Annotated in this window: 21 protein-coding genes and 1 pseudogene; 15 read left to right on the forward strand and 7 right to left on the reverse strand. The window is 42.2% G+C overall.

Annotated features, from left to right (window positions below):
- Positions 1 to 145, reverse strand: a pseudogene (locus FN961_RS15765) (IS110 family transposase); the annotation flags it as partial.
- 484 nt (positions 146 to 629) lie between these two features.
- Here FN961_RS15765 and FN961_RS15775 point away from each other — a divergent pair.
- Positions 630 to 1,487, forward strand: a complete 858-nt coding sequence (locus FN961_RS15775; RefSeq protein ID WP_144041141.1) for an alpha/beta hydrolase — start codon at positions 630 to 632, stop codon at positions 1,485 to 1,487.
- Positions 1,488 to 1,778: 291 nt separating this feature from the next.
- On the opposite strand, the gene FN961_RS15780 is transcribed toward FN961_RS15775, so the two are convergent.
- The 3 genes from FN961_RS15780 to FN961_RS15790 form a co-directional block, all read right to left on the reverse strand.
- Entirely contained in the window at positions 1,779 to 2,408 is a 630-nt protein-coding gene (locus FN961_RS15780; protein ID WP_144041142.1) for a DUF2076 domain-containing protein, read from the reverse strand.
- 317 nt (positions 2,409 to 2,725) lie between these two features.
- On the reverse strand, positions 2,726 to 3,973 hold the full coding sequence (locus FN961_RS15785; protein WP_144041143.1) for a NupC/NupG family nucleoside CNT transporter: 1,248 nt from the start codon (positions 3,971 to 3,973) through the stop codon (positions 2,726 to 2,728).
- 11 nt (positions 3,974 to 3,984) lie between these two features.
- Positions 3,985 to 4,566, reverse strand: coding sequence for an NAD(P)H-dependent oxidoreductase (locus FN961_RS15790; protein WP_144041144.1), 582 nt, complete (start codon positions 4,564 to 4,566; stop codon positions 3,985 to 3,987).
- Positions 4,567 to 4,955: 389 nt separating this feature from the next.
- Between FN961_RS15790 and yqfB the strand changes: the two genes are divergently transcribed.
- Complete coding sequence (gene yqfB, locus FN961_RS15795; protein ID WP_144041145.1) at positions 4,956 to 5,273, forward strand: N(4)-acetylcytidine aminohydrolase; 318 nt, start codon at positions 4,956 to 4,958, stop codon at positions 5,271 to 5,273.
- A 63-nt stretch (positions 5,274 to 5,336) separates the two neighbouring features.
- Here the strand turns inward: yqfB and FN961_RS15800 are convergent, their stop codons facing one another.
- Together FN961_RS15800 and FN961_RS15805 are read right to left on the reverse strand one after the other, a co-directional pair.
- Positions 5,337 to 6,005: a glutathione S-transferase family protein gene (locus FN961_RS15800; RefSeq protein ID WP_144041146.1), complete on the reverse strand. Its 669-nt coding sequence runs from the start codon at positions 6,003 to 6,005 to the stop codon at positions 5,337 to 5,339.
- 45 nt (positions 6,006 to 6,050) lie between these two features.
- Positions 6,051 to 6,683, reverse strand: a complete 633-nt coding sequence (locus tag FN961_RS15805; RefSeq protein WP_144041147.1) for a glutathione S-transferase — start codon at positions 6,681 to 6,683, stop codon at positions 6,051 to 6,053.
- A 123-nt stretch (positions 6,684 to 6,806) separates the two neighbouring features.
- Here FN961_RS15805 and FN961_RS15810 point away from each other — a divergent pair, with 123 nt between their 5' ends.
- Entirely contained in the window at positions 6,807 to 7,394 is a 588-nt protein-coding gene (locus FN961_RS15810; RefSeq protein ID WP_144041148.1) for a TetR/AcrR family transcriptional regulator, read from the forward strand.
- A 4-nt stretch (positions 7,395 to 7,398) separates the two neighbouring features.
- On the opposite strand, the gene FN961_RS15815 is transcribed toward FN961_RS15810, so the two are convergent.
- Positions 7,399 to 8,070, reverse strand: a complete 672-nt coding sequence (locus FN961_RS15815; RefSeq protein ID WP_144041149.1) for a DUF2461 domain-containing protein — start codon at positions 8,068 to 8,070, stop codon at positions 7,399 to 7,401.
- Positions 8,071 to 8,349: 279 nt separating this feature from the next.
- Here FN961_RS15815 and FN961_RS15820 point away from each other — a divergent pair, with 279 nt between their 5' ends.
- The 12 genes from FN961_RS15820 (at position 8,350) to tssK (ending at position 25,171) form a co-directional block, all read left to right on the forward strand.
- Positions 8,350 to 10,173, forward strand: coding sequence for a S8 family serine peptidase (locus FN961_RS15820; protein WP_144041150.1), 1,824 nt, complete (start codon positions 8,350 to 8,352; stop codon positions 10,171 to 10,173).
- A gap of 231 nt (positions 10,174 to 10,404) precedes the next feature.
- Entirely contained in the window at positions 10,405 to 11,127 is a 723-nt protein-coding gene (locus FN961_RS15825) for a DUF599 domain-containing protein (RefSeq protein WP_144041151.1), read from the forward strand.
- 348 nt (positions 11,128 to 11,475) lie between these two features.
- Entirely contained in the window at positions 11,476 to 12,231 is a 756-nt protein-coding gene (locus tag FN961_RS15830) for a putative porin (protein ID WP_144041152.1), read from the forward strand.
- Between the two features lie 375 nt (positions 12,232 to 12,606).
- The gene (locus FN961_RS15835; RefSeq protein ID WP_144041153.1) at positions 12,607 to 15,675 is read left to right on the forward strand and encodes a PKD domain-containing protein; all 3,069 of its coding nucleotides are present in this window, start codon (positions 12,607 to 12,609) and stop codon (positions 15,673 to 15,675) included.
- Positions 15,676 to 16,734: 1,059 nt separating this feature from the next.
- Positions 16,735 to 17,223, forward strand: coding sequence for a type VI secretion system contractile sheath small subunit (gene tssB, locus FN961_RS15840; RefSeq protein WP_144041154.1), 489 nt, complete (start codon positions 16,735 to 16,737; stop codon positions 17,221 to 17,223).
- A gap of 90 nt (positions 17,224 to 17,313) precedes the next feature.
- On the forward strand, positions 17,314 to 18,789 hold the full coding sequence (gene tssC, locus FN961_RS15845; protein ID WP_144041155.1) for a type VI secretion system contractile sheath large subunit: 1,476 nt from the start codon (positions 17,314 to 17,316) through the stop codon (positions 18,787 to 18,789).
- Between the two features lie 6 nt (positions 18,790 to 18,795).
- Positions 18,796 to 19,221, forward strand: coding sequence for a type VI secretion system baseplate subunit TssE (gene tssE / locus FN961_RS15850; protein WP_144041156.1), 426 nt, complete (start codon positions 18,796 to 18,798; stop codon positions 19,219 to 19,221).
- A 2-nt stretch (positions 19,222 to 19,223) separates the two neighbouring features.
- A complete protein-coding gene (tssF, locus tag FN961_RS15855; RefSeq protein ID WP_144041157.1) occupies positions 19,224 to 20,990 on the forward strand; it encodes a type VI secretion system baseplate subunit TssF in 1,767 nt (588 codons plus the stop codon).
- Entirely contained in the window at positions 20,954 to 21,961 is a 1,008-nt protein-coding gene (gene tssG, locus FN961_RS15860; protein ID WP_144041158.1) for a type VI secretion system baseplate subunit TssG, read from the forward strand. Before tssF ends, tssG begins: the two co-directional genes overlap by 37 nt.
- Positions 21,962 to 21,972: 11 nt before the next feature.
- On the forward strand, positions 21,973 to 23,304 hold the full coding sequence (gene tagH / locus FN961_RS15865) for a type VI secretion system-associated FHA domain protein TagH (protein WP_144041159.1): 1,332 nt from the start codon (positions 21,973 to 21,975) through the stop codon (positions 23,302 to 23,304).
- Positions 23,304 to 23,834, forward strand: coding sequence for a type VI secretion system lipoprotein TssJ (gene tssJ, locus FN961_RS15870; RefSeq protein ID WP_144041160.1), 531 nt, complete (start codon positions 23,304 to 23,306; stop codon positions 23,832 to 23,834). Before tagH ends, tssJ begins: the two co-directional genes overlap by 1 nt.
- 2 nt (positions 23,835 to 23,836) lie before the next feature.
- Positions 23,837 to 25,171: a type VI secretion system baseplate subunit TssK gene (tssK, locus tag FN961_RS15875; protein WP_144041161.1), complete on the forward strand. Its 1,335-nt coding sequence runs from the start codon at positions 23,837 to 23,839 to the stop codon at positions 25,169 to 25,171.
- The last annotated feature ends 4 nt before the right edge of the window (positions 25,172 to 25,175 follow it).

A 25,175-nucleotide genomic window follows, 5' to 3' on the forward strand; every position in this document is an offset into this window, starting at 1 on the left:
TTTGTATTCGACTCACCGCTTCTTTAATTCCTTTATCGTCGTTAGCAACGGTAAAGAAGATATCGAGAGGTCGAATGTAAATGTCGAGTTGGAACTTGCCAGTATCAACACCGACGTTAATGTTTTGATTAGTGTTTGTTTTCATAATAAGCTAACTCTTGCTTGGTTTTCTACTCATGACTTCAGGGCGGGCTCCTGACCCAGTAGACTATTCGAGTGTTTTGCTTGGAGTCGTTTGTCGCGTTCGTTCTTGTTATCGGTCTCTCAATAGAGGAGCCATTGCTCAATCGAACTACGACAAATGAAAGCTTTAGTTGCAGCTAAAGCCTGGGTCTCACATTACCCGAAACTGGGAATTATTTGTAATTAGGTGGGTTTATTATCCATACAAGGCGCTAAAGAACGGACAAAAAACAGTTGGCTTTTGTTCACTGCGTTCACTATTTTAGCCAACAATTATTTGCTCCTTAGTCGAGCGTTATATGTACTTAATAAGCTGTTTATCGCCGTAAGGATAAAATCATCTAAAATTCATAAGGACGTCAGGTATTTTTCATTCTAATCCTATACATTCAAACCCTTACTTATAACAAGAACCTGTCATGCAATTTACAAGTGAGTGATTCGATATGAAAAAGATTTTAGTTTTTTTGTTTTTATTACCTTTCTTCAATGTTGGAGCAAGTGAGCACAAATTATACCCGATGCCTGGAACACAAGTTATTCCGATTAAAGATACTATATCGAATAAACAATACGAGCTACTCATCAAACTACCCGATAATTACGCGAAAAATAAGGACAAAAACTACCCGGTTGTTTACTTTACAGATGCCGTCGAGCATATCGAATTATTATCATCTGCCTCATATATGATTATGAAAGATGTAATTTTAGTAGGCATCTCCTGGCAGAAAGACATTTCAGAGGATTTAAAGCAACAATATGGGGTTCATGTCAGTCGTTATATGGATTACACATTTAAGAAGACCATTAATCCAAGACATCCCAAAATAAAATTTGGCCAAGCTGATAGTCACCTGGCTTTTATTCGCAAAGATGTTTTTAAGTTTGTAGAAAGCAATTACCGAACCGAACCTAACAATCGAACCTATTTCGGTTTTTCCGCTGGTGGAGTATTTGGTGTTTACGCACTGATGGTACAACCCGACACATTTAAAAATTACATTCTCGGTAGTCCATTGGACGAGAAAGTTCCTACTCTCTTTGCTCAAGAACATGCCGCTTTAAAAAATACACAATCTGCGATTAATGTCTTTATTTCTTATGGTGAATTAGAGAAAGAGTCAGAGCCATTTGTCGAAGATTTTGTTAGCCAACTAAGAAATAAAAAATATAAGGGATTAGCTTCAATAAAGCGCATTGTTGTTGAGTCCTATGGACATAGCGATTCGTCTCCTCTGGTGGCGGCACACAGTTTGAAATGGTTAAAAAGCTTGCAGCCAAAGTCAAAAGAGGATCAATAATGAATCCGATTAGCGATTTTATTGCATTGTCGCGTTGCGTGTTTTCGGTGACCAGCAAAAACAATTCGAAACATGAGTTTACGGTTCTGTAAGGTCCATTACATGGGTCTAAAGCCACGAGGTGGTAGATGAATTTATGTAGAGTGCAATTGCTAAGGAAAGCGAAATATTAATTCCCTAGGTTAACTCCTCCTCAACTTGGGTAGAATTAGCTTTGTTGAGGAGGAATTGTTATGCCAATACCACTTAGAACGTCAAAGAGTGAGTATTGGCTAGCAGCAGTTCAACCGATTAAAAATCTTCGTCGTCGCCAAAACCACCGAAGCTCTCTTCTTCACCAAAACCATTATTTGCTAATGTGTCAGCACCGAAGTCTGAGCTTGGTTCGCTATATTCAGAGGCAAAACCTGAGTCATCACCTAAGAAGCTTGAATCTGCACTTTCATCAGTTGAGGTTCCAGCATCTGCAGTTTGAGTATCAGCTGCGTCTGCTTCAGGTGTCGCCTCTGCAGTGGGTTCATCATCACCAAACAGTGCGTTACTGATTAGGTGACCTGCAACCATACCGGCAGCAACGCTGGCTGCGGTTTGCATAAAGCCACCAAATGCACTTGGTTGGCGAACAGGTTGTGGCTGAACAGGCGCTGGAGTTGTGCCGCCCATCATACGGCTCAGGGTGCCACGCTCAGATTCTTTTCTGAAGTGTTCAACTTGTGACTCTAAAAAGTCATTTTTTGACTTCATGTCTTTAAGTGCCATCTCTTGCACTAATACAGCTTGCGTCAGCTTGTAGACGATGTCTTCTTGAGATGCGATTTCTTGGCTAATTAGGGCATCAGCTTCAGGATCTTTTGGCTTATTTGGGATCGCTTTTAGTTTATCGGCGACATTTTGAATCAGTTCTTTTTCTTGTGGAGTCATGTTAATTCCTAAATAAGGCATACATCATTTGTGTATTCGAACTGCATCCTAGCGCAAGGTTCGCTCCTTGCGAACAAATAATAAAGCGACTTATTATCAAAAGCTTAAATAACTCTCAGTTAACAACAATTAACAAACAAGCAGCTTTAAAAACTTACAAAGATTAAGAGAGTTTTATCTAAACAGTGCTGGTGCTACAGGAGAGTACTTGTTGGTGTAGTTGTTTACTTGAATGCAAAAAATGCCTAGATCATGAGAGATGATCTAGGCGTTGTTTTTTTTGATTACCGCTAAATAGTTCAGTTTGAGTTATTTACTTAAAAAGAGATAAAAAGACCCACAACCGTCGCTGATAATAAGTTGGCTAGCGTGGCAGCTAACAGCACTTTCATCCCAACAGAGGCAATATAGCTAGACTGTTTAGGGATCATGGTGCTTAGCGCAGCCACAACCATGGATACTGAGCCGATATTAGCAAAACCACATAGGGCAACTGTAATGACGGCCACAGCCTTAGGTGACATCACTTCGCCAGTGGTTGCGACAAGGGTTTCACCTGAGATATAAGGTGCAAAGCCTGCGTAGGCAACAAACTCGTTTAATACCAATTTTTGCGCAATGAAGTTACCCGCAACGTTGGCTTCAACCCAAGGTACGCCAATTAACCAAGCGATAGGTGAGAACGCATAGCCCAATAGTAGTTCTAAGGTAATGTTCTCAAAGCCAAACAAACCGCCAGCCCAGCCGATCATGCTGTTGAGCATGGCCATTAAGCCGATACATGCAATCAAAATTGCGCCAACAACTGCCGCAATTTGCATACCTGCTATTGCACCTTTAGCTATGGCATCGATAAAGTTTGTTGGTTTTTGATCGTCAGGCAGGGCCGGAACATCGTTCACTGGCTGCTCTGTTTCTGGGATCATCAATTTTGCAAACAATAAGCCGGCTGGCGCACTCATAAAACAGGCCATCACTAGGTATCGTACTTCAACTCCCATACCGGCAAGTCCTGCTAACACAGAGCCTGCAATAGAGGCTAAACCCCCAACCATGATGGCAAAAATCTCAGATTTGGTTAGATGTGGGTGCCAAGGTTTTACAAATAGTGGCGCCTCAGTTTGGCCACACACAGTGTTAGCAATTGCGTTCATTGATTCTGCTTTAGAAGAACCAATGATCTTTTGTAAGCCGCCTCCGAGGATTTTTACAAAGAATGTCATGATCCCCATATAGTGCAGCAAGCTGACTAATGCAGCGGTGAAGATAATGGCTGGTAGCACTTGAAAAGCAAAGATGAAACCTAAGTTTTCCACTTGGAATGTCACCAAGTTACCGAACACAAAGGTGATGCCCTTGGTGGCAAAGCCAAGCACATTGGCGACTCCATTTGAGACCGCTAATAGCATGCTTGCGCCAAAGCTGGTGGCGAGCACGAAGCCTGCGATAGAGAATTGAATGATTAACGCGCCACCGACAGTGCGCCAGTTAACTTGTTTTTTTGCGTTACAAAAAAGATAGCCTACGACGAGTAGGGCAGCGATACCGAGTAAAGATTGCAACATAATAGAAAGGCCTATTGATGAATATGATTAATCAATTGATTAATAACGTGGATTAAACGCTCGGCGTGTTGCTGAGAGAGCTTGATGACCGTGTTTGGGTTGCCACCTTCGTCAGTCGTTGAGTTCATATTGAAGGTAATGATGGTGTCGACTATCTCCATTTGGGCCGCCTTAATGGGGTGCAAAGCTGCTTGTAGGTATTGCTCAAGTGGTAAGAAGTTAAACTCCCCTGGCTGATAAGAGTTTTCAGTTGCGCCGCAGGTTATCGATAGAATGACTTTCTTGTGTTTGAGCTGGTCGCCTTTTGGGCCGAAAGCGAAGTTATAACTAAACACTTCATCAAACCAAAGCTTCATCAATGCAGGGTAAGTTGACCAATAAAGGGGAAATTGAAAGATGATGATGTCGGCTTGCGTCAGGCGTGCCTGTTCCGCTTTTATATCTATGCAGTAGTTAGCGCAAACTTGGTCGAGCTTGTGCACTGAAAGAGAACTCATTTTTTGCAGTCTATTCAGGATTTCGTTGTTCGCAATTGAGCGTTTGAGATCGGGATGACCCGAAATCAGCAGCACCTTGCTCATTGATTGATTCATGGTGTTTACACTTAAATGTTAGTAAAAAGTAGGGATAAAAATGCTGACTGAACTTGCCTCAAAACAATTTTATTGAGGGCGCCCATTGTTTTATATGTGTGGTATTTTTGGTCGGGAACAGCAGCGCGCTAATATTGCACAGGCGATGATTAAAGTAGATTGGCTTGGTTAGATATTGATATAAGAGTCACATTTAACTTGTGCCTTAGGGGGATTTTTAATCAAGTTACTTATGGAGAGAGTCAGGTAATGAGAGGTTAAGTGGTAGGGATCAAATGGTGGTATTGATTATATTTCTTTTGTACTGAATCAAATCTAAGTAAAATAGTTGTAATGCCAAAGGCAGTCACATTGAGTGATTGTGTGGATTGAAAATTTGGATTTGAAAGATGAAAGCCGCACCAACAAAAATAACCTTTTTTGAATTTTTGACTCCTTTTGTCGCATCGGGCAAAAAAACCATCACAATTCGGGATGAGTCAGAGTGCCATTATGTGCCCGGTACGCAAGTGGAAGTGTTCACCCTTGAAACTGATATCAAGGTTTGCGATATCGAGATTGAATCGGTTAATCCTATTCAGTTTAGCGAGATAAATGAGTTTCATGCAGAACAAGAGTATTTGGAACTGGGCAGACTCAAAGAGATCATCTCTGAGGTTTATCCAAACACAGAACAACTCTATGTGATCTCATACAAGTTGGTTTAAGGGTTTAATGTTATTTGGCTGACGACGATAAGTCAGCCAAATACTCTCATATTCCAGTTCAGGCTATTTGGTCAGCATCTTTCTAATCTGCTTTGCACGCTCTTCATCGCTAAGCTCTGATGGTGGCGGAGTGATAATTCCAATTTGACACGCTTTTCGTTCAGCCAGTTCATTCATCCAACGCTGCAAGTGCTCCAGACCTGACATGTCGACGCCACTCCATTCATAAATACGCACCCAAGGCCAAGTTGAAATATCGGCTATGGAGTACTCATCGCCAGCTAAATAGCGGTTATCGGCCAGTTGCTTATCCATCACCTCAAACAGGCGGCGACTCTCGTTTTGGTAACGAGCGATAACGGCGGGGATCTTCTCAGGAAAGTAGCGATAAAACACATTTGCTTGCCCCATCATAGGTCCAACACCGCCCATCTGGAACATTAGCCACTGAATGACCTGAGAACGCTTTTTAGGGGTTGCTGGTAGGAGTTTTCCTGATTTTTCTGCAAGATACAATAAAATTGCACCAGATTCGAATACGGCGAAGTCATCATTGTCACGATCGATAATGGCAGGGATTCGACCATTTGGATTGATGGCGAGAAATTCAGGTTTCTTTTGATCAGCTTCCATTAAATCCAGATGATGAACTTGGTATTCGAGTCCCATCTCCTCTAATGCGATAGATATTTTATGGCCATTGGGTGTCGCTGCTGTGTAGAGGTCAATCATGATTACTCCAAAGTTTATATCGTAGTTTAATATTGAGTTATTTCGTTAAGTGTTAGTACCTGCATTGACACTTTGCACTGCAACTCGTTGTTCTATCTGTTGTTGCCACCGTTGTAGATGAAGCTGAACCGGCGTTGGTGTGATATCCAGATGCTGAATAAAACTCACCATGACATAAGCTGTGATATCTGCAATAGAAAAAGTGTTACCAGCGATATACTCATGCTGACTGAGTTGAGTCTCTAATGTGGGCAGAAAATCGATTAGTCTCAGTTTTGATTCCTCGCCCCAAGCCTCAATGCAGTTTTCTCTGTCTTCATAGATTTTAGTGATGTTCCTAAAGGCCTGAAAGCCGACGAATAAGCCTTGGAGCTCACAGATGCGCTGCCACATCTCCACGTTTGCCTTTTCAATCGGGCTATTGCCAAAAAGTGAATTAACCGGTTTGAGCAGTTCATCGAAGTAGCGGCAGATGGCAACAGATTCACACAGGGTTTGGCCATCATCTAACTTGAGCACTGGAATACGCCCGTTGATGCTCATGGCTTTAAATTCATCGGTTAAGTTTTCTCCGCCACGAATATCGACGTTGACTCTATCAACGCTGACGCCCAGTTCGGCAAGGAAAATATTAACGCGTCTAGCACTCGGTGTTGGAGCCAATTCATATAGTGTCATTAGGGTTTCATCTTATTGGTGGCAGTAAAGACTTTAACGGAACGATTGGTTAGGTTAGAATCTAAACTATATCTGAACGTTCGGTCAAGAATAAGTTTTGACTAAATAAGAGTAAAAAGATCTATGGCAAGAAGTTGTAATTTCGACAGAGAAGAGAAGTTGGTACTGGCTATGGAGCTGTTTTGGCAACAGGGTTATGAAGCCACTTCTATTGCAGATCTGGTTGCCTACCTCGGCATAAACCGCTTTAGCTTGTATAACACCTATGGTGACAAGTTAAGCCTGTATCGTGAATCTCTTCGCTACTACTTAGAGCAATATTCGCAGCCTAAATTGAAACCCTTAGCGGCTAATGGCGGGCTTGATGGACTGTTAAGCTATATCGAGCGCTTTGTGGTGATACAAAAGGAGCAGAAATATGGTTGCTTCCTGCAAAATGCGATACTGGAGAAGATCATCTCTGATGAGGTGGTTAAGCAGCAGTGTGAGCGACTGTTCGAGGGTATGCTCGCTGCGTTTAATTCAAGTATTGAGTACGCTAAAGCTAGCGGAGAACTCAGAGCCGATGTCGACCCGATACAAGTGAGCCGTTTTCTCTTAATGCAGATGCAGGGAATACGGATACTCGGTAAAGCGGGTCAGTTTGAGGTGATTGAGGGAGCTTATCAGGTATTGAAAAGCACCCTTATCTCTTTAAAAGAACAAGAGTAGCTGACTAGTAATCCAGATCCAGTGCAAAACATAAATAGGCCATTAATTTTTGGGTCTGCTCAAACTCCTTGGCACACCAAGAGACAAAGTCTTTATCTTGGAGTTGTGTCGCCTCAATAGGTTTGATGGCGATAAAATCTTTGCGTTTTAGCTCATCGAGCATAGGGTGAGTTTTGTCATAGCCTTTAGGCGGCCTGATCAAGCTGCTTCCTTCCATCTCAAACCCAGCAGCTCTTATCTGAGCGAGTGCTTTTTTATAAGCATTGGGGTTTTCATCAATACAGGTACGCAATTTATTGAGTGCTTTTGAATCTGGGTGCCAAATTCCTGCGCCGAGAAAACAGCCTTCGTTTGCAATATGGAGATAGAGCCCTGGAGCATGCACATCTTTGCCCTGAAAGTGCCTAAATTGAATACCTACATTGGTTTTATAAGGAGTCTTATCTTTACTGAATCTGGCATCTCTTTGGGGACGCATTAGGCTACCGCCTACTTTTTTAGGCAGGGCGATGAGTCTGGGCGACAAGGCAAGAATATGAGGTTGCATCGCCTCGATAAATTTAAGAGCCGGAGTGCGAACTTCAGCCTCATATTGAGTCTGATTGGCTTTGAACCATTCACGATCGTTATTTTTGGCCAGTAGGGATAAAAAAGAGAGGCTCTTAGGGCTAAACATAGAAATAGGATGCCTGATGTAGATGAATAATAAAAAAGTATCATAAGTGAAATATCAATGACATAACTTGATTTAATTATGCTGCTATATTCTTTATACAATAATGAGTACTTCTCTCTAAACACAATGTTAATAACTTGTTAATTTAAGGTCTCTCTGTTAGGTTCAGTAATGTAACTACTTGAAAGTAGAGTAAATGGCGTTAGTCGCAGCCGATACTTTTGCGCTATTTTCAGATTAAACAGTAACTCTATACTAAAACAATAACGGAGAGACTTTATGAGATTATCGAAAATTGCGGGAGCTATCATTGCCCTGACAGTGAGTGTATCAACGACCGCAACAGCTGATGACAATCGTTACATCATACAAGTAGATAATGGTAATAAGGGTGTTGTTAAGGCACTGGCTAACAAACTCGGTGCAAAGATCCATGTTGATGGAAATGGCTTTATCTCTGCCACATTTGCAGGTAAAGACCTATCTCAAGTGAAAGGCTTGATGCATAACCCTCATATTAAGCTGGTTGAAGCTGATCAACGTCGTCAATTAATGTCGGTATACAGTGACGATGCTGGCAACCCTATGGCGCAACAAATTACGCCATATGCGGTTTATCAATCTCAGGCGAATCAAGTGGCATTTAACGCCAGTGCTGGCATGAAAGTCTGTATTATCGATTCAGGTTTAGATGCCAGTAATGGCGATTTTGAATGGAATAATATTTCAGGTGACAATGATTCAGGCACGGGTAACTGGAACGAAAACGGTGGACCACATGGTACACACGTCGCCGGTACCATTGGTGCTGCTGATAATAACATCGGTGTGGTTGGCATGGCGCCAGGTGTCGATATGCATATTATCAAGGTGTTTAACGACGATGGTTGGGGCTACTCATCTGACTTAGCGCAAGCAGCAAATCTTTGTAGTGCCGCTGGCGCGAATATTATTAGCATGAGTTTAGGTGGTGGCGGTGCTAATTCGACAGAATCAAATGCATTTCAATCATTTGTTGATGCGGGTGGCTTAGTGGTTGCCGCTGCCGGTAATGATGGCAATAACGTACGCTCATACCCCGCAGGTTATCCTTCAGTGATGATGATTGGCGCTAACGATGCCGATAATAATATTGCGGATTTCTCACAATTCCCATCTTGTACTTCGGGGCGTGGTAAGAACGTCAAGACTGATGAGACTATTTGTGTTGAGGTCACGGCGGGGGGCGTTGATACACTATCAACCTATCCGGCGGGTATGGCGACAGCATCAAATATGTCTGTCGATGGTACGACATATGCTAGCTCTGCAATGGAAAATGCGGGTGCGATTGCTGGTGGTACTTACTACATGGGAACTGCAGAAGCGACGGACAGTGGTGCCAATGGCAATATCTGTCTTATCGACCGTGGTGTCATCTCTTTCCACGATAAAGTGGCACATTGTGAAGGTTCTGGTGGCCTAGGCGCGATCATTATCAATAATGAAGCGGGTATGTTGTACGGCACATTAGGTGACACTAATGCGACGACGATTCCGGCTATTGGTGCAGCATTTGAAGACAGAGCCGCTATTTTGGCTGCTGCTAACATCAGTATCGATATTGGTACATCAGATTATGGTTTCATGAGTGGCACATCAATGGCGACACCTGCTGTGTCGGGTATTGCAGCGCTGGTCTGGTCTAACCATAACGAGTGTACAGGTAATGAAATTCGTGATGCGCTAAAAGCGACGGCAATGGACAGTGGTGCGGCGGGTAACGATGCTTATTTTGGTTATGGCATTGTCAAAGCCGCGGCAGCAGATGCGTATCTGACGGCAAATAGTTGTGCTGGTGACGGTGGTGGAGAGCCAGGTGGTGACTTTACGCTGAGTGCAAATGGCTACAAGAGTAAAGGCGTTAAAAAGGTCGATTTGAGTTTTAGCGGCGCAGCTGGCAGCAATGTCGATCTGTATCGTGATGGCAATAAAATAGCGACAACATCAGCCAGCTCAACTTATACCGATACCATTACAGGTAAAGGTGGTGGTAGCTACACCTATAAGGCCTGTGATGAAGGGATGTCAACGTGTACCGCAGAGCAAATCGTTGTTTTTTAATTTAAATCAACAAACTGCCTAGTTAGGCTGCACATAGAAAAGGTTCTTCTAATTTAGTGCCTTAAACGTGAAACAAAAACCGCAGATATCGCTCTGCGGTTTTTTGTTCGTAGAAGAAAAAGGCTACCTAAATCAAAGCTCCGATTAATTAAGTCATTTTATGCTTCTGTGCATAGTCAGCAGCTAGGAAAGCTGCTTTAATAAGTTACTCTCTGATATTTAAAGGTTGTTATGTCTTTTCCCGTGTTAGATCTTGTCTCTTTGACCTGCTTTTTCGTGTGCTGGATAGGCTATACTAGCTTTGCGCGTCGTAAGGCGAAGACCACTAATTGTATTGCTCGTTGCTTGCATCAACACCGTATTTACTGGATGAATGAGTTGATTGGTCGAGAGATTAGAGTGGGGGAGGCGGCTTTACTGGCTAATCTTGAACGAAACATTACCTTTTTCGCATCGACAACCATGTTGATCTTGGCCGGTGTGCTTACTCTGTTTGCTCAAGTCGACAAATTAGAGTCTGTGATCGCGACGATTCCTTTTACCGCAGTGCCCAATCATACAATGATTCAACTTAAACTGGTTCTGCTGACCTTTATTTTTGTGATGGCGTTTTTCCAATTTACTTGGTCAATGCGTCAGTACGGTTTCCTCAATGTGATGATTGGTGCTGCCCCGGTTGATCAGTCTGGGACTGATGAAAGTTTGAAAAGCTATGCTCTACAGATGGCCATAGTGCAAGATCAAGCGGCGCACTCTTATAACTACGGACTGCGTGCGTATTATTTCTCGATGGCGGTATTGAGTTGGTTTTTTCACCCTATATTGTTTATTGGCGTGAGTTTATTGGTGGTGTACACCTTATATCAGCGTGAGTTTAACTCTAAGGCTGTGATTGCCATTACTGCGGCTATGCAGGTGTTATCTGAACATAAGGGACATGAACATAGAGCTTAAGATTAAGGTCTGAACATAAAACCTCTGTAGGCCTGAAGTGATACGTGTTTTTTAAATAGTTTTTTTATCTGATATATAGTCATTAAATGGTTTAAATGTTTTCAGCTTGTTAATTTTAAGTTGTTTAAGTTGGGTTTTAAGTGTTTTTTTAGCAATTTATTTCACTTTTGTGTATTTTTGTTTCCCTTTTTGTTTGGTTTGAATTATTGTCTTCGCCGCTAGGAGAGCAGAGTATTTAAATGAATTAAATTCTCAAGAGTATAATGGATTGAACAAGTTAAGTTTCAAGTCTACAGATCCTCAAATAATTTTATTCTCCTAGCTTCATAAATATAAGGGAATAAATTGATGAACAAATCTACAACAGCGCTAGCAATCTTACTGGGTCTAACAAGCATGAGTGCAGTCGCTGCACAAGATAATGCTTTTCAACATGAAGCCAGTCTGGATTACCAAACAAATTCTGAAGAAGTCAGTGATGGTGCTTGGAATGCCCAGTATCGTTACTATGTTGCTCCAGTTGATCAAAGCAAAAGTCCTTATGCACTTAATGGCTTTCTTGCACAAACATCAAACATAGGTGCTAACTACAGCACTTTTGATGTAGCTGATTATGATCAATACGGTGTTGATGGCACTTATGTTTTTGATTCAAAATGGTTTGTTTCTGCTAACTATCAGCAAGTAGACGTATCTAGCACTGATTTTAATACCTATGGCGCTCAGGTGGGTTACTACTTCAATGAGTCATCTTCTGTATCTGCATTTTATCAAGACGGCGATAGTAATGTTGAAGAGAGCTATGGTCTAAACCTACGTAGTTACATTGCGCTTCAGTCTACAGCTGGTGTTGATTTGAAAGCGACTTGGGTACATTTAGATTCAGATGATGTGTTTAACCTAGGTGCAGACTGGTATGTGAATAACTCATGGTCAGTTGGCGCTGGCTACATTAATAGTGATGCTGATGATACGTTCAATATTCGTACAGCATATTGGTTACGTATCTCTGACAGTTTCTCTGCCAACTTTAACGTATCTAAAGTCCTTGATTCTGATTACGATGGCGTTGGAATGGGTGTAGGCGTTGTGGGTCGTTTCTAAACTAATTTCAACATTAGTTAACTAGCTTGGCATAAACACTGTGACAAGCCGGTAAATAGACATAAAGCTGTAAGGTTTTGCCTTGCAGCTTTTTTATTTCTGAGTTATTAACTTTCTGCTCATCCTCTCTCCTATCTTCATTCTCATCTTATTTTAACGACCAAAAGTTTATATAAAACATCTATTTATAATCTACAAAAATAGAGATAAAAACGATGTTCTGTTCATGTGTTTCTCAGTGTTATTGAGTTATAGCTTACTGTCTAGTTTCGGAGTCGGTCGTGATTCTGCGGTTAGGTAATTCAGTGATCTTGCTGACAAATAAAGTCGTATTGATGGCTGTTCGCTGTGTGTAACACATACAGGAATAAACATATGAGAATCCTAAGTAACCCAATAAAAGCAACACATCCCAAGTTAACTGCGATTTCGTCTGTGGTATTAAGCTGTCTGTTCATCGCGCCTGCGTGGTCGGTAAGCAGCGATGTTGAAATCATCACCAAGGCTCCATTGAATAAATCTGTTTCAAAACAAGCAGTGCAAAAAGATCGTGAGGTTAAAAGCGTCACTCGCTACAACATGCAGTTGGGGGGCTTTAAGCAGGAGACGCGTTCACTTAAATTTGAGCTGCCGGACACAAGTGTCATTATTGCTCAAAAGACACTCGCCTATATTACCGCTTCAGGCTCTTTAGTTTGGCAGGGAGAGGTAGTTAACCAAAACTCACCTTTGTTTCCCGGTGATAACCAGATTATTTTAGTTAAATCAGGTGAGTTTCTGTCTGCCACCATCAAATTCAATGGTCGATTGTTTAAGATGAAACCATCAAATAATCAGCAGATTGAGCTAGAAGAGATAGATCAAACCTTGCTCCCCGACGAACACAGTGAGGCGTTAACGGAAGGTCGAAATAGTCCATTCAACGAGCGAGGCGGATATTCAGCGCAACCACTATCTGTGAGCCCATCGGCGGCAACAGGTTCTGTGATTCGAGTGTTGGTCGGTTATACCAGCGAAGCGTTAAATCAAAATCCTGGCATGCAGGCGTTAATCGATTTGGCGGTGGCTGAAACCAATCAAGGATTTACTGATTCAGGGGTCAATGCACAAGTTGAGCTAGCTCATAGCTATGAGCTTAACTACGCAGAATCAGGCGATCATGGTTTAGATTTGGACCGATTTCATCTGCCCAATGATGGCTACATGGATGATGTTTATCAAATCAGAGAACAATATAGTGCTGATGTTGCCGCTATCTTAATTGGTGATGCCAGTGCATGTGGGCGTGCAAGAGAGATTGGTGCGTCAGAAGATACGGCCTTTATGGTGGTAAAGGACAGTTGTGCAACTGGATATTACTCTTTTGGTCATGAGTTAGGTCACCTGATGTCTGCACGACACAACCCTGAAAAAGACAGCAACACCACTCCTTATGCCTTTGGTCATGGGTTTCTTTATAGCCAAGGTGGTTGGCGCTCTATTATGTCTTATAACAGTAATAGTTGCTGTACCAGACAGAACTTTTGGTCAGATCCTACTCGCAGTTTTCAAAATGTGGTGAGAGGAACGACGGGTACCCACGATAATGCCAGAGTGCTGAATTTGACGGCGGCAACCGTGGCGGGATTTAGAACCGGTGGCGATGGTAATCTGCCACCAATGGCTGCATTTACCTACAGTACGAATGATCTGAGCGTCGATTTTACCGATGCTAGCAGCGATCCCGAGAATCAAATATTGACCCTGTTATGGGACTTTGGTGACGGCGCCACTTCAACCACCTCATCACCGACCCACGTTTATCAATCAGATGGAAGCTATCAGGTTTCTTTGAGGGTGACGGATGAAGCTGGAGCCAGTAACACTCACAGTCAGACTGTTAGTGTTACTGCGGGGGCGGTGAATCAAGCACCTGATGCGAGTTTTATCTATAACGCGCAGGGGTTAACCCTTAACTTTATCGATCAAAGCCAAGATCTGGATGGGCAAGTCGTATCCTGGGCATGGGACTTTGGCGACAATAGCCAATCGAGTGAACAGGCACCTAAGCATGTCTATCAAACTGCTGGTAGTTATTGGGTTGAGCTGTTGGTGACGGACAATGAAGGTGAGAGTGCAAGCCATAGAGTCTTGATTGAGGTGACTGCGCAGACGCTAATCTCAACGGAAAATTTTGAATCAGGTCTAGGGGATTGGAGCAACAATAGTAGCAATGATTGGGATTGGAGCCGACTAAACAGTGCGACAGCATCAAGTTCAACGGGTCCTGATTCAGGTGTCGGCGGACAAGGTTATTATCTCTACTTTGAGACTTCAAATAACAAAGGTGCTTATACCGCTGGCGAGCAGGCTGTTATTGAGAGCCGTGAATGGAATATTACTCAACCACGTTTGAGTTTTGATTATCATATGTATGGTGCCAATATTGGCACCTTGGCCGTCGATCTGTTTAAAGATGGCAGTTGGAACAATAATATTTGGCAAATATCTGGCCAGCAGCAAGGCTCAAGTTCTGAGGGTTATCGTCAAGCCAATGTCGACCTATCTGCATATTCAGGAGCTGTTCGTTTTAGGCTAAGGGCTGTGGCCGCTGGGGGCTGGAAAGGGGATATCGCCATTGATAACTTGCAAGTGTATGGCACCCCGTTTACGCCAGAAAATCAGGCGCCTGTATTTACACTTAATCCTAGTGTGATTGCCGATGCCAGTGTCAATCTTGCTTATAACGCTGATATCTCTACTGCAGCAACCGATCCTGATGGTGATGTGCTCACCTTCAGCGTGCTCTCTGCTCCTGCCTGGATAAGCTTGACCGCCAATGGCCAAGTTACAGGTACGCCGGAAAGTGCCGATCTTGGATTGAATACTATGCAGGTTAGAGTGACAGATCCACAAGGAGCATCAAGTGAGGCTCAAGTAGAGCTTTACGTGGTAGAAGCAAGCATAACAGCACTCACGTCATTGGATTTTGAATCTGGATTCAACAACGGCTGGAGTCAGGGCACTGGTGCAAGTCACGTCTGGGAAACGGAAGCAGGAACAACGCCATCGAGTTCAACAGGCCCCGCTTCAGGTGCCAATACTCAAAGTACCTATGCTTATTTGGAAACCTCAAAAGACTTTGCTTACAGCGCGGGAAATACGGCATACCTAGATAGTCCAACCTTAGCCGGATCTTCACGTCTACTTAGTTTCCATTACCATATGTACGGTGCTGAAATAGGGAGCCTCTTTGTTGATGTCTTTCATCAAGGAAGTTGGCAAATAGCACTTTTTCAAGTCAGTGGTGAGCAGCAGATTAGCAGCAGTGAAGCTTACCAGCATCAGGAGGTCGATCTCTCCGCTTTTGAGGGCGATATTCGCGTTCGATTCCGTGCTGAAGCTGTTGGAGGCTGGAAAGGGGATATTGCCATCGATGATATTAAAGTCGAAGGTTATCCTTAGGGGCTTAAGCGGTTAAAGTCAGCCAGCATGAAAATTAAGAGGCTAACAGCACTATGTTAGCCTCTGTCGTATCTGACGATGGTTAAAATTTTTAGATTGAGAGTGACTCATAAACGCTTCGTTAAACTCAAAGGAAACTAAAGTTTTGGTTATAATTTAACCAGAGTTGAGCGATAATTATAAGAGTAATAAGGAACCTTATAAGGCAATCATAAGAACAATAGGAATAATATTAATTGTAATATTATTCAAGTGTAAATTAATAATTAATCGCCTTCACATCCTTGTTATTATTTTTTGGATGTGTTTGACCATTGGAATATATTCATGCGCTAGTAGTTCTTATGACTTACATATTATTTTTTTGGTTATGTATTCACCAAGCTGTCAAGGTGTTTCATACTTGTTTGTTTATATTTTTTAATTGATATTATTAATTAAAATTACTTGTTATTCATTTGTTAACTGCCATTTCTGAGTCTTTAGACTGATTTTATTCATGTCGCTGTAATATTAAATTGGTTTTTATTGAATATTGGTGTAGATCAATGTGAGTGTAAGTTTTATTGCATTTTTTAAAAATCTAATTCTCGACTTGAATTTATTTGTGGCTATTTAATGTATTATTTTAAATAAATAATTAAGATTTATAGGCGTGATGATAAGTTTTTAAACTGCCTTTTATTGATTGTAACTTGAGCAGTCTCTTTGTTTTACGTAAGAAATTTAAATATATAAAAATACGCGTTAAATACTTGAAATATAAAATTTAATTCTATTAGTATCCTTACTGTATTTTGTTGAAACCGAATGACTTCCCCATCCTTTCGACAGTTTAAATATACATACTGGTGTGACCAATGTTAATTTTTAACTTGTTTTTACTATTTCTGTAGATAGAATGACTGCTGTGATAGATCTACGTTGGTACTATGTACTATGGAAGTGGATTTGTAGTATGCATTAAGTTAAAAGACGGTTGTTATCGGATTGTTAGGTTAATGCTGTAAAGAAATTGGAATAGGGTTTTCCCTATAAGCCGTATATGGAGATTTTAAAATGGCAAAAGATGGCACAGTTGCACCTAAAGAACGCATTAACATCAAATATGTTCCTTCAACAGGTGACCAACAAGCGGAAATGGAACTTCCATTAAAAATGTTGATCGTGGGTGATTTTAAAGGCCACGGAGAAGATACACAACTTGAAGAACGACAGTCAGTATCTGTAAATAAAACAAATTTTGAATCTATAATGAAAGAAAGTGGCCTTGCAGTTAATACTACGGTCGCTAATAAATTAACTGATGATGAATCTGACGAATTAACTGTAAATTTAAATTTCAGTTCCATGAAAGACTTTTCTCCTGATTCCATCGCGACACAAATTCCTGAAATAAATAAACTCATTGAACTAAGAGAAGCCCTCGTTGCTTTAAAAGGTCCACTGGGTAATATCCCATCATTTCGAACAAAACTGCAGGATTTAATTGAGACCGAGGATTCTCGTGAGCAATTATTAGCAGAACTTCAAACTCTAGATAACTAGTACTTAAGTACTGGGAATCACTCAATATGGAAAAATGACGTGGACAGTATCCCCACTAATTTTGAAGGTTCATTAAAGGAATATAATTTCATGGAATCAATGGAAAAAGCGCAGGAAAGTAGTCAGGTATTGAATGGTAATTTGTTAGATGAAATCTTGGCTCAAACCAAGATGTCACCAGTCGACGAAGGCTATGATGTTGCTAAAAAAGGCGTCGCAGCCTTCATCAGTAATATTCTTGAAACGCGATCTAGCAGCGAACCAATCAATAAAGCGCTTGTTGATAAAATGTTGGTTGAGCTGGATAAAAAGATTAGCAGTCAAATGGATCAAGTTCTGCATAATGAATCTGTCCAACAGATGGAATCATCGTGGAGAAATCTGAAGTTATTAGTTGATAGAACAGACTTTAGAGAGAACATTAAAATCGAAGTACTTCATGTGACTAAAGGTGAGTTACTTGATGATTTTGAGTTTGCGCCAGAAACCGTTCAATCTGGCCTCTATAAGCATGTATATTCTTCAGGTTATGGCCAATTTGGTGGTGAACCGATTGGTGCTATTGTAGGTAATTACGCCTTCACTCCCTCTTCACAAGATATGAAGCTACTACAGTACGTTGCTGCTGTTGGTGCAATGGCACATGCGCCATTCTTGTCGTCTGTTGGCCCTGAGTTTTTTGGTATTGATTCATTTGAAGAGTTGCCAAACTTGAAAGATCTCAAGTCAACGTTTGAAAGCCCTAAATACACTAAGTGGCGTTCATTAAGAGAGTCAGAAGACGCAAGATACTTAGGATTAACCGCGCCTAGGTTCCTATTGCGTGTCCCTTATGATCCTATCGATAATCCAATCGGCTCGTTTAATTATCGTGAAGGTGTGCATGCAAGCCACGAAGATTACCTTTGGGGTAATACTGCATTCGCTTTAGCGACACGTCTGACCGAAAGCTTTGCTAAATACCGCTGGTGTCCAAACATTATTGGTCCACAAAGTGGTGGTGCAGTTGAAGATCTCCCTGTTCATGTATTTGAATCTATGGGGGCGCTGCAATCAAAGATCCCAACGGAAGTGTTGATTACGGATCGCAAAGAATTTGAGCTTGCTGATGAAGGTTTTATCAGCTTAACCATGCGTAAAGGCAGTGATAATGCTGCATTTTTCTCTGCAAACTCAATTCAGAAGCCAAAAGTGTTTCCAAACACTAAAGAGGGTCAAGAGGCCGAGACTAATTACAAGTTAGGTACTCAGATCCCTTACATGATGATCATTAACCGTTTAGCGCATTATATTAAAGTGCTGCAACGGGAGCAGATTGGGTCATGGAAAGAGCGTCAAGATCTTGAGCGAGAGCTTAATAGTTGGATTAAGCAATTTGTTGCTGATCAGGAAAACCCACCCGCTGACGTGAGAAGTCGCAGACCTCTGCGTGCCGCTAAAGTGGAAGTGATGGATGTGCAGGGCGATCCAGGTTGGTACCAGGTGTCTATGTCTGTTCGACCACACTTTAAGTACATGGGAGCCAATTTTGAACTCTCTTTGGTTGGACGTTTAGACCAGGAGTAACTCAAATTGTTTAATCATGACGACACTCTTGGAGTGAGCTTTTTTCAGCGTTTAGGCGATGAAAAAGAACACGTTTCAGATGGACCTGAATCCATTGAATATGTCATTGCTTCGATTAAACGCAATATCTCTGGCCTGCTGAATACGCGGGTCGGAGAATCTCAAAGTTGCCCAGAACTAGGATTGTTTGATTTTAATGATGCTAATTCTGGAAGCTTTGATTTAGGCGTTAGGATCAAGTCAGGCATAAAGATGTGTATTGAGCGTTTCGAACCGCGATTATCTCATTTGGATATTCGCGTGTTACACGATAACACTTGTCCTTTTAGTCTGCGTTTTCATATCTTCGGAAAAATTAACGTTAAAACTGAACAAGAAAAGATTGAGATAGATCTGTTTCTGGACAGTAACCGTACCTATAGGGTGAGTTGACCGTGTCTCAAGACAAATATTTCAGGGATGAATTGGCCTTTCTCAGAGAGCAGGGGAAGCAATTTTCCGATCTTCATCCTCAACTGGCTCGCTATTTACACGGTAACAATACCGATCCTGATGTGGAGCGTTTACTCGAGGGCTTTGCCTTTCTAACGGGCAGATTGCGCGAAAAAATTGATGATGAGTTTCCTGAGCTGACTCACTCAATGATCAACATGTTGTGGCCTAATTACCTGCGACCAGTTCCCAGCACGAGCATTGTTCGTTTCTCTCCACTTGAGCGTGGCATCAGCCATAAGCAAACGATTGAAAAAGGCTGCATGCTGGACTCAACTCCTGTGAACGGTGAAGTGTGCCATTTCACTACGTGCAGAGAGGTCAATGTCTACCCGTTAGTGGTGAACAATATCGACTCTTTGCATTCCAGAGAAGCATCAATCGTTGATATTCATTTTACTAATTTAAGCGATCTCTCATTAAATGAGGTCGGCCTTGATGATCTTCGATTTTATTTAGGCGGGCAAGATTACAGCGCACAGATGCTCTATTTATGGCTCAACCATTACCTAGACGTGATTGAAATTCACGTGGGTGATAGACATTACTCACTGCCAAAATCCAGTTTCAAATGCGTCGGTTTTGCCAGTGGCGATGGCATCTTGCCTTACCCGCAAAATGTGTATGAAGGGTATCGAATTTTACAGGAATATTTGTCATTTCCAGATGCCTTTATGTTCTTCGATATCTGCAATATCTACAAATGCCTGCCAAGCGGTTTAACGGGTGACTTTTCCATTAAATTAAAGTTCTCTCGTACGCTGCCAGCAGATGTGCTTATTCGGGATGAATCTTTTCAGCTCTACTGTGTGCCTGTGCTGAACCTTTTTTCACATGACGCTGACCCGATTGATCTAACCGGTAAAAAAATAGAATACCCCATTTTGCCATCGAGCCGAAAGCCCTCTCATTTTGAAATTTTTAGTGTGGATAAAGTGGAAGGCTGGGTGGATTCTGATGAAGGTCGATTCCGTGGTGAAGAGCGTATTTATACGCCATTTGAGAGTTTCCAACATGAAATTGAGCGCGCACGAGAGCGTGTCGCACTCTACTATCGCCTTAGAGTAAAAGAGAGTATTCGTGAAGATGGTTTCGACCACTTTATCTCTTTTGTCAGAGGGGATGAGACGCAAAGTTTCGATGTCAGCGAGGCGGTGTCGGTTAGCTTAACCTGCACTAATCGTCAGTTACCGATGAAGTTAGGCAAAGGCGATATCTGCATTGCCACCGACAGTTCACCTAATTTTGCCACCTTTAAAAATATCACCGAACCCAATGCATCATTACGTCCCGTTTTGGATGGCAGCATGTTGTGGACCTTGATATCCAATTTGTCATTGAATTATCTCTCACTGCTTTCCAAAGATGCCTTGTGCTCAATCATTCGCGCTTATGATTTTAAATCGCTTATCGATCGACAAGCTGAACGGATCACACAAAAGCGACTTGATGGCATCGTCAGTATTGAATCCAAGCCCACTGAGCGAATTCTGCGGGGCATGCCTGTGCGGGGCTTGATGTCTGAGATCGTGCTGGATCAAAGCTATTTCGGCTCTGAAGGCGATCTGTATCTCTTTGCCACGGTACTGAGCCGTTTTTTTGCTCTCTATGCCAGCATCAATTCATTTCATCAGTTGATTGTTATTAATGCGGCTAATCAGGAAAGGTATACATGGGATATTCAGATAGGTCAGCAGCCATTGATTTAAACGATGGTGAAAATGAGCTGATACTTCCTGAAGATGTTAGCTCCTATAATTTTTTCCAGCTAGTTGAATTAATGCATAAATTGGATGGAAATAATCCAGAAGGACAGGATTGGGAAAGCTTAGGTAATGTGTTTTTTTCTGCCAATCCCAGCTTAGGTTTTCCAGCAAGTGATGTGACAGGGATTGAGAGACACCCAAAAGAGAGAGTACAGATTGAGACCACTTTCTTAGGCCTTAATGGCGTGCAATCCCCTTTACCCAGTTACATGTTAGAGGAGTTGCTGCACGACGATAGGAACATCAAGCGAGATTTTTTAGATTTTTTTAACAACAGATTAATAGCGCTTTTTTATCGAGCGTGGCGAAAGTATCGATATTACATCCGTTTTCAAGACAATGCTGTCGATAAGTTTTCATCCCAAGTGTTTGCACTTGTGGGCTTGGCAAATGAAGACGTGCGTGGGGAAACCCCTATTAATTGGTGCAAGATGCTGGCGTATGCGGGCATGTTGGCGGGCAGAAGCCGTTCACCACAGGCTGTGGCGGGCATTGTTGCTCACTGTTTCGATCTTGAAGATGTATCGATTCGAGAGTTTGAATTTAGGCATGTGGAGATCCCCGATTCTCAACGTTGCCAATTAGGGAAATACAACTCTCAACTCGGTATGGATACGGTATTAGGGGAGAGAGTAGGGGATATCAGTGGCAAATTTGTGTTGTGTATTAAAGATCTATCACTAAGCAGATTTCACGATTTTCTTCCTTCAGGCAAAGAGTTTATGCCGCTGTGTAAAGTGATGGAAGTGATCCTGAGAGAGCAGATGGCATTTGATTTTGAACTGACGCTAAAAACAGATGAAATCCCTTTACTCCGCTTAGGTGAAGAGAAAGGAGGCCAGTTAGGTTGGTCCTCATTTTTGGGACAAGCTGAAATTAAAAAACAACACGTATTAATACAAATAAGGCAGTAATGAGGTGAATCTTGGATAAATCAATATCTCTCAATATCGTTAATTCCCAGATGTTGGAATCAGGGCTAATGCCTTTTGTTCGTTTTACACAGCAAGGCGGTATTTTAGGGTGTGATATCAATGCCGATTGGCGATTAAAGGACAGAGAAGGAGAGGTGTACTCTCAGCACTGTAAAATTCTTTGGTTGGATGAACAGTTCTGCTTAGAAGATCTGTGCGGAGAGGTCTTTGTTAATAACTCCTCTTTGCCTATCGGCCTGAATCGCATTGCCAGTTTAAATGAAAACGATGAGATTCAAATTGGCCCTTACAAGGTCAGAATTTCACTGGGATTAGCGTCAGACCCTTCCACCGGTCTAACTAAACGGGTTTCTGAGATGTTCAGCGAAAATGACTTTGCTGAGTTAATGAAAGAGCCTGTTGCAGAAAAAGCGGCGGAGATCCGTGATACATCCGTTGACGACCCTATGTTGGCGTTAGATGCATTACAGAATCGGAGCAAAGAAAACATATTGAGTTTTGAATCTAGGAAAGAGGAAGAGCTTGATCATATTAGCCTAATCGACACTGACGTTGTGGTTAGTAATAAAGAGTTAACCATGCAGGCAGATTCGGAATATACCCAAGATTCTGCCATTGCATTGAAGAAGCACACTTACTTGGATGAATTTACCATGGACGAAAAGACCCTCGATTTGTTGGAATCTGAATTACATGCTGGGCTTGAACAGCCCGCTGAATCGTTAGGTGAGCATATCACCAGCGGCCCTCTGTTTAGAGGATTAGGCGTACAAATTGGCTCACTGCAAAATAGCGATCAGATGCAATCGCTGTCTGTGGATCTTGGTGCTGCACTAAAGTCGGCAATTACAGGACTGCTCGCTTTGCACAACACGGCGAACCAGAGTCGTTATGAGTTGATGAATAAAAACATGCAGCCGATTGAAGATAACCCCCTTAGATTAGGTTTGGGTTATGAAGAGACGGTTAAAACTTTATTCTCACATGATAGAAGCCCGGTACACCTTTCATCTGCAGCTGCAATTGCTGAAAGTCTGCAGTCGATTGAGCATCACAATGAAGCCGTTCAATCGGCGATCAGTGAAGCGTTGGATTACATTTTAGCGGCATTTTCGCCCACTAAATTGTTAAAGCGTTTTGCCCAATACCGTAAGTCTAGTGATCTTAATTTAGAAACCGGTGATGAGTGGGCTTGGTCTATGTACGAAAAGTACTACGAAGAGCTGACCTCTAACCGCCAAAAAGGGTTTGAAAAGCTTTTTTGGGAAGTATTTGAACAGGCATACGATCGTAAGTTACGTGAACTTCAAAGGGATATTTGATGAAAACACTGCGTCTTGTACTTGTCATTATCTTGATGGGGCAGCTGACAGCGTGTGGTTCTGTATGGGAGGGCACTAAAAAGGTTGGTGCGGTGATTTGGGATCCCTCAATTCCTGTTGGAGAACCTAAAGATCTGCCAACACAACTGACTTATAGCATCGTGGCTCAAAAGGATGTGAATCGAAATCCTAATGGGGATTCAACCCCGATTGAGTTTCAACTTTTTGAGTTAGAAGACGATTCTAAGTTGCTCGCTGCAGATTATGATTCTTTGGTGAATGATTTCGAAGACGCTTTGGGATCAAACTATATCGATCATAGCGACTTCACTATGTTACCTGGGCAATTTAAGTTTATTGAGCCTTTTGAAGTCGACGATGATACACGCTACATAGGGGTCATGGCACATTTTGGTGATCCAGAAGTTTCACAATGGAAAAAAGTGATAAAAATCAAACCAATTGGTAGGGAATACCATATTTTGATTTTATTTAAAGAACAGGAAGTCATTCTGGATAAAGTGGAATAAACATGTCGTCAAGAAATCGAGTAATTTGGGCTGAAGGTCTATTCATAAAACCACAACACTTTCAGCAGCAACAGCGTTATTTTGAATATGTCACCGATGAGCGATTAAGCTCGGTAAACAGTTATCTGTACGGTGTATCTCAACTCGAGCTAAATCCTGAATATTTAGGCTTTGGCCGCATTGCGATACAAAGAGCCAAAGGCGTCATGCCTGACGGAACCGTGTTCAATATTCCTCAAGAAGATGTATTACCAAATGCACTTGAGGTTATCGACGGTTCATTGGCAAACCAAATTGTGTATTTGGCACTTTCACTGCGCAGTGATTCCATCACCGAAGTCACAGAGAGCTCCTCTTCGGCGAGCTCACGCTTTGTGTCTCATCGACATGAAGTGCGTGATATTCATAGCGAACAGGGCGACTTTTCAACCATCGATGTCAGCCCAGTGCAGATGAGACTGATGTTTGAAAAGGAAGACCGCAGCGCTTATTCGTCGGTGGCGATAGCTAAAATTTTAGAAAAGCGCCCTGATGGCAGTGTGGTGCTAGACCCTAACTTTATTCCTTGTCATTACAATGTATTAGGTGTGCCATTTTTGCACCGTTTTATTGGTGAAATGGCTGGGATGATGCGTGAAAGGGCAAAAAATATAGCAGTAAGAATTGGCTCCCCAAGCCAAGGTGGCGTGGCAGATGTATCTGATTTTATGCTGTTACAGGCATTAAACCGAATGCAACCCATTCTGCAGCACTTATCACAGTTAAAAGGCCTGCATCCTGAGCAGTTATATCTGACCTTGGTCAGTATTTGTGGCGAGCTATTTTCCTTTACCGATGACAGCCGTATCGCACCAATATTTACCCCATACGATCATGATATGCCCGTTGCCTCATTTGGTCAGTTGATGAATATGTTACGCCAGTCGTTGAGCATTGTGCTTGAGCCTAAAGCGGTGTCGCTGCAATTGCAGAAACGTAAGTACGGCTTAATGGTCGCGCCAGTTCAAGATCCTGATCTGATTAAAGAGGCTGATTTCATCTTAGCGGTGCGAGCCAAGTTGCCATTAGAAGAGCTGAAAAAGCTCTTTATCCAACAAACTAAGATTGCATCGGTTGAGAAAATTCGTGAGTTGATCTCATTGCAGCTTCCCGGTGTTGGGCTTACACCTTTACCCGTTGCACCAAGACAGCTGCCATACCACGCAGGCTACACCTATTTCCAACTTGATAGGACAAGTAAATCTTGGGAGATGCTAAGGCACTCTACTGGGTTTGCTTTCCATGTTGCTGGCGATTTTCCTGAACTTGAGCTGCAGTTTTGGGCGATAAGGAATTAATACC

The organism is Shewanella hanedai (genome assembly GCF_007197645.1).
Lineage (GTDB): Bacteria > Pseudomonadota > Gammaproteobacteria > Enterobacterales > Shewanellaceae > Shewanella > Shewanella hanedai.

What these genes read in the sequence shown, in the direction of transcription:
- FN961_RS15775 (WP_144041141.1), top strand. Translation starts at nt 630, where the DNA reads ATGAAAAAGATTTTAGTTTTTTTGTTTTTATTACCTTTCTTCAATGTT.
- FN961_RS15780 (WP_144041142.1), bottom strand. Translation starts at nt 2,408, where the DNA reads ATGACTCCACAAGAAAAAGAACTGATTCAAAATGTCGCCGATAAACTA.
- FN961_RS15785 (WP_144041143.1), bottom strand. Translation starts at nt 3,973, where the DNA reads ATGTTGCAATCTTTACTCGGTATCGCTGCCCTACTCGTCGTAGGCTAT.
- FN961_RS15790 (WP_144041144.1), bottom strand. Translation starts at nt 4,566, where the DNA reads ATGAATCAATCAATGAGCAAGGTGCTGCTGATTTCGGGTCATCCCGAT.
- yqfB (WP_144041145.1), top strand. Translation starts at nt 4,956, where the DNA reads ATGAAAGCCGCACCAACAAAAATAACCTTTTTTGAATTTTTGACTCCT.
- FN961_RS15800 (WP_144041146.1), bottom strand. Translation starts at nt 6,005, where the DNA reads ATGATTGACCTCTACACAGCAGCGACACCCAATGGCCATAAAATATCT.
- FN961_RS15805 (WP_144041147.1), bottom strand. Translation starts at nt 6,683, where the DNA reads ATGACACTATATGAATTGGCTCCAACACCGAGTGCTAGACGCGTTAAT.
- FN961_RS15810 (WP_144041148.1), top strand. Translation starts at nt 6,807, where the DNA reads ATGGCAAGAAGTTGTAATTTCGACAGAGAAGAGAAGTTGGTACTGGCT.
- FN961_RS15815 (WP_144041149.1), bottom strand. Translation starts at nt 8,070, where the DNA reads ATGTTTAGCCCTAAGAGCCTCTCTTTTTTATCCCTACTGGCCAAAAAT.
- FN961_RS15820 (WP_144041150.1), top strand. Translation starts at nt 8,350, where the DNA reads ATGAGATTATCGAAAATTGCGGGAGCTATCATTGCCCTGACAGTGAGT.
- FN961_RS15825 (WP_144041151.1), top strand. Translation starts at nt 10,405, where the DNA reads ATGTCTTTTCCCGTGTTAGATCTTGTCTCTTTGACCTGCTTTTTCGTG.
- FN961_RS15830 (WP_144041152.1), top strand. Translation starts at nt 11,476, where the DNA reads ATGAACAAATCTACAACAGCGCTAGCAATCTTACTGGGTCTAACAAGC.
- FN961_RS15835 (WP_144041153.1), top strand. Translation starts at nt 12,607, where the DNA reads ATGAGAATCCTAAGTAACCCAATAAAAGCAACACATCCCAAGTTAACT.
- tssB (WP_144041154.1), top strand. Translation starts at nt 16,735, where the DNA reads ATGGCAAAAGATGGCACAGTTGCACCTAAAGAACGCATTAACATCAAA.
- tssC (WP_144041155.1), top strand. Translation starts at nt 17,314, where the DNA reads ATGGAATCAATGGAAAAAGCGCAGGAAAGTAGTCAGGTATTGAATGGT.
- tssG (WP_144041158.1), top strand. Translation starts at nt 20,954, where the DNA reads ATGGGATATTCAGATAGGTCAGCAGCCATTGATTTAAACGATGGTGAA.
- tssJ (WP_144041160.1), top strand. Translation starts at nt 23,304, where the DNA reads ATGAAAACACTGCGTCTTGTACTTGTCATTATCTTGATGGGGCAGCTG.
- tssK (WP_144041161.1), top strand. Translation starts at nt 23,837, where the DNA reads ATGTCGTCAAGAAATCGAGTAATTTGGGCTGAAGGTCTATTCATAAAA.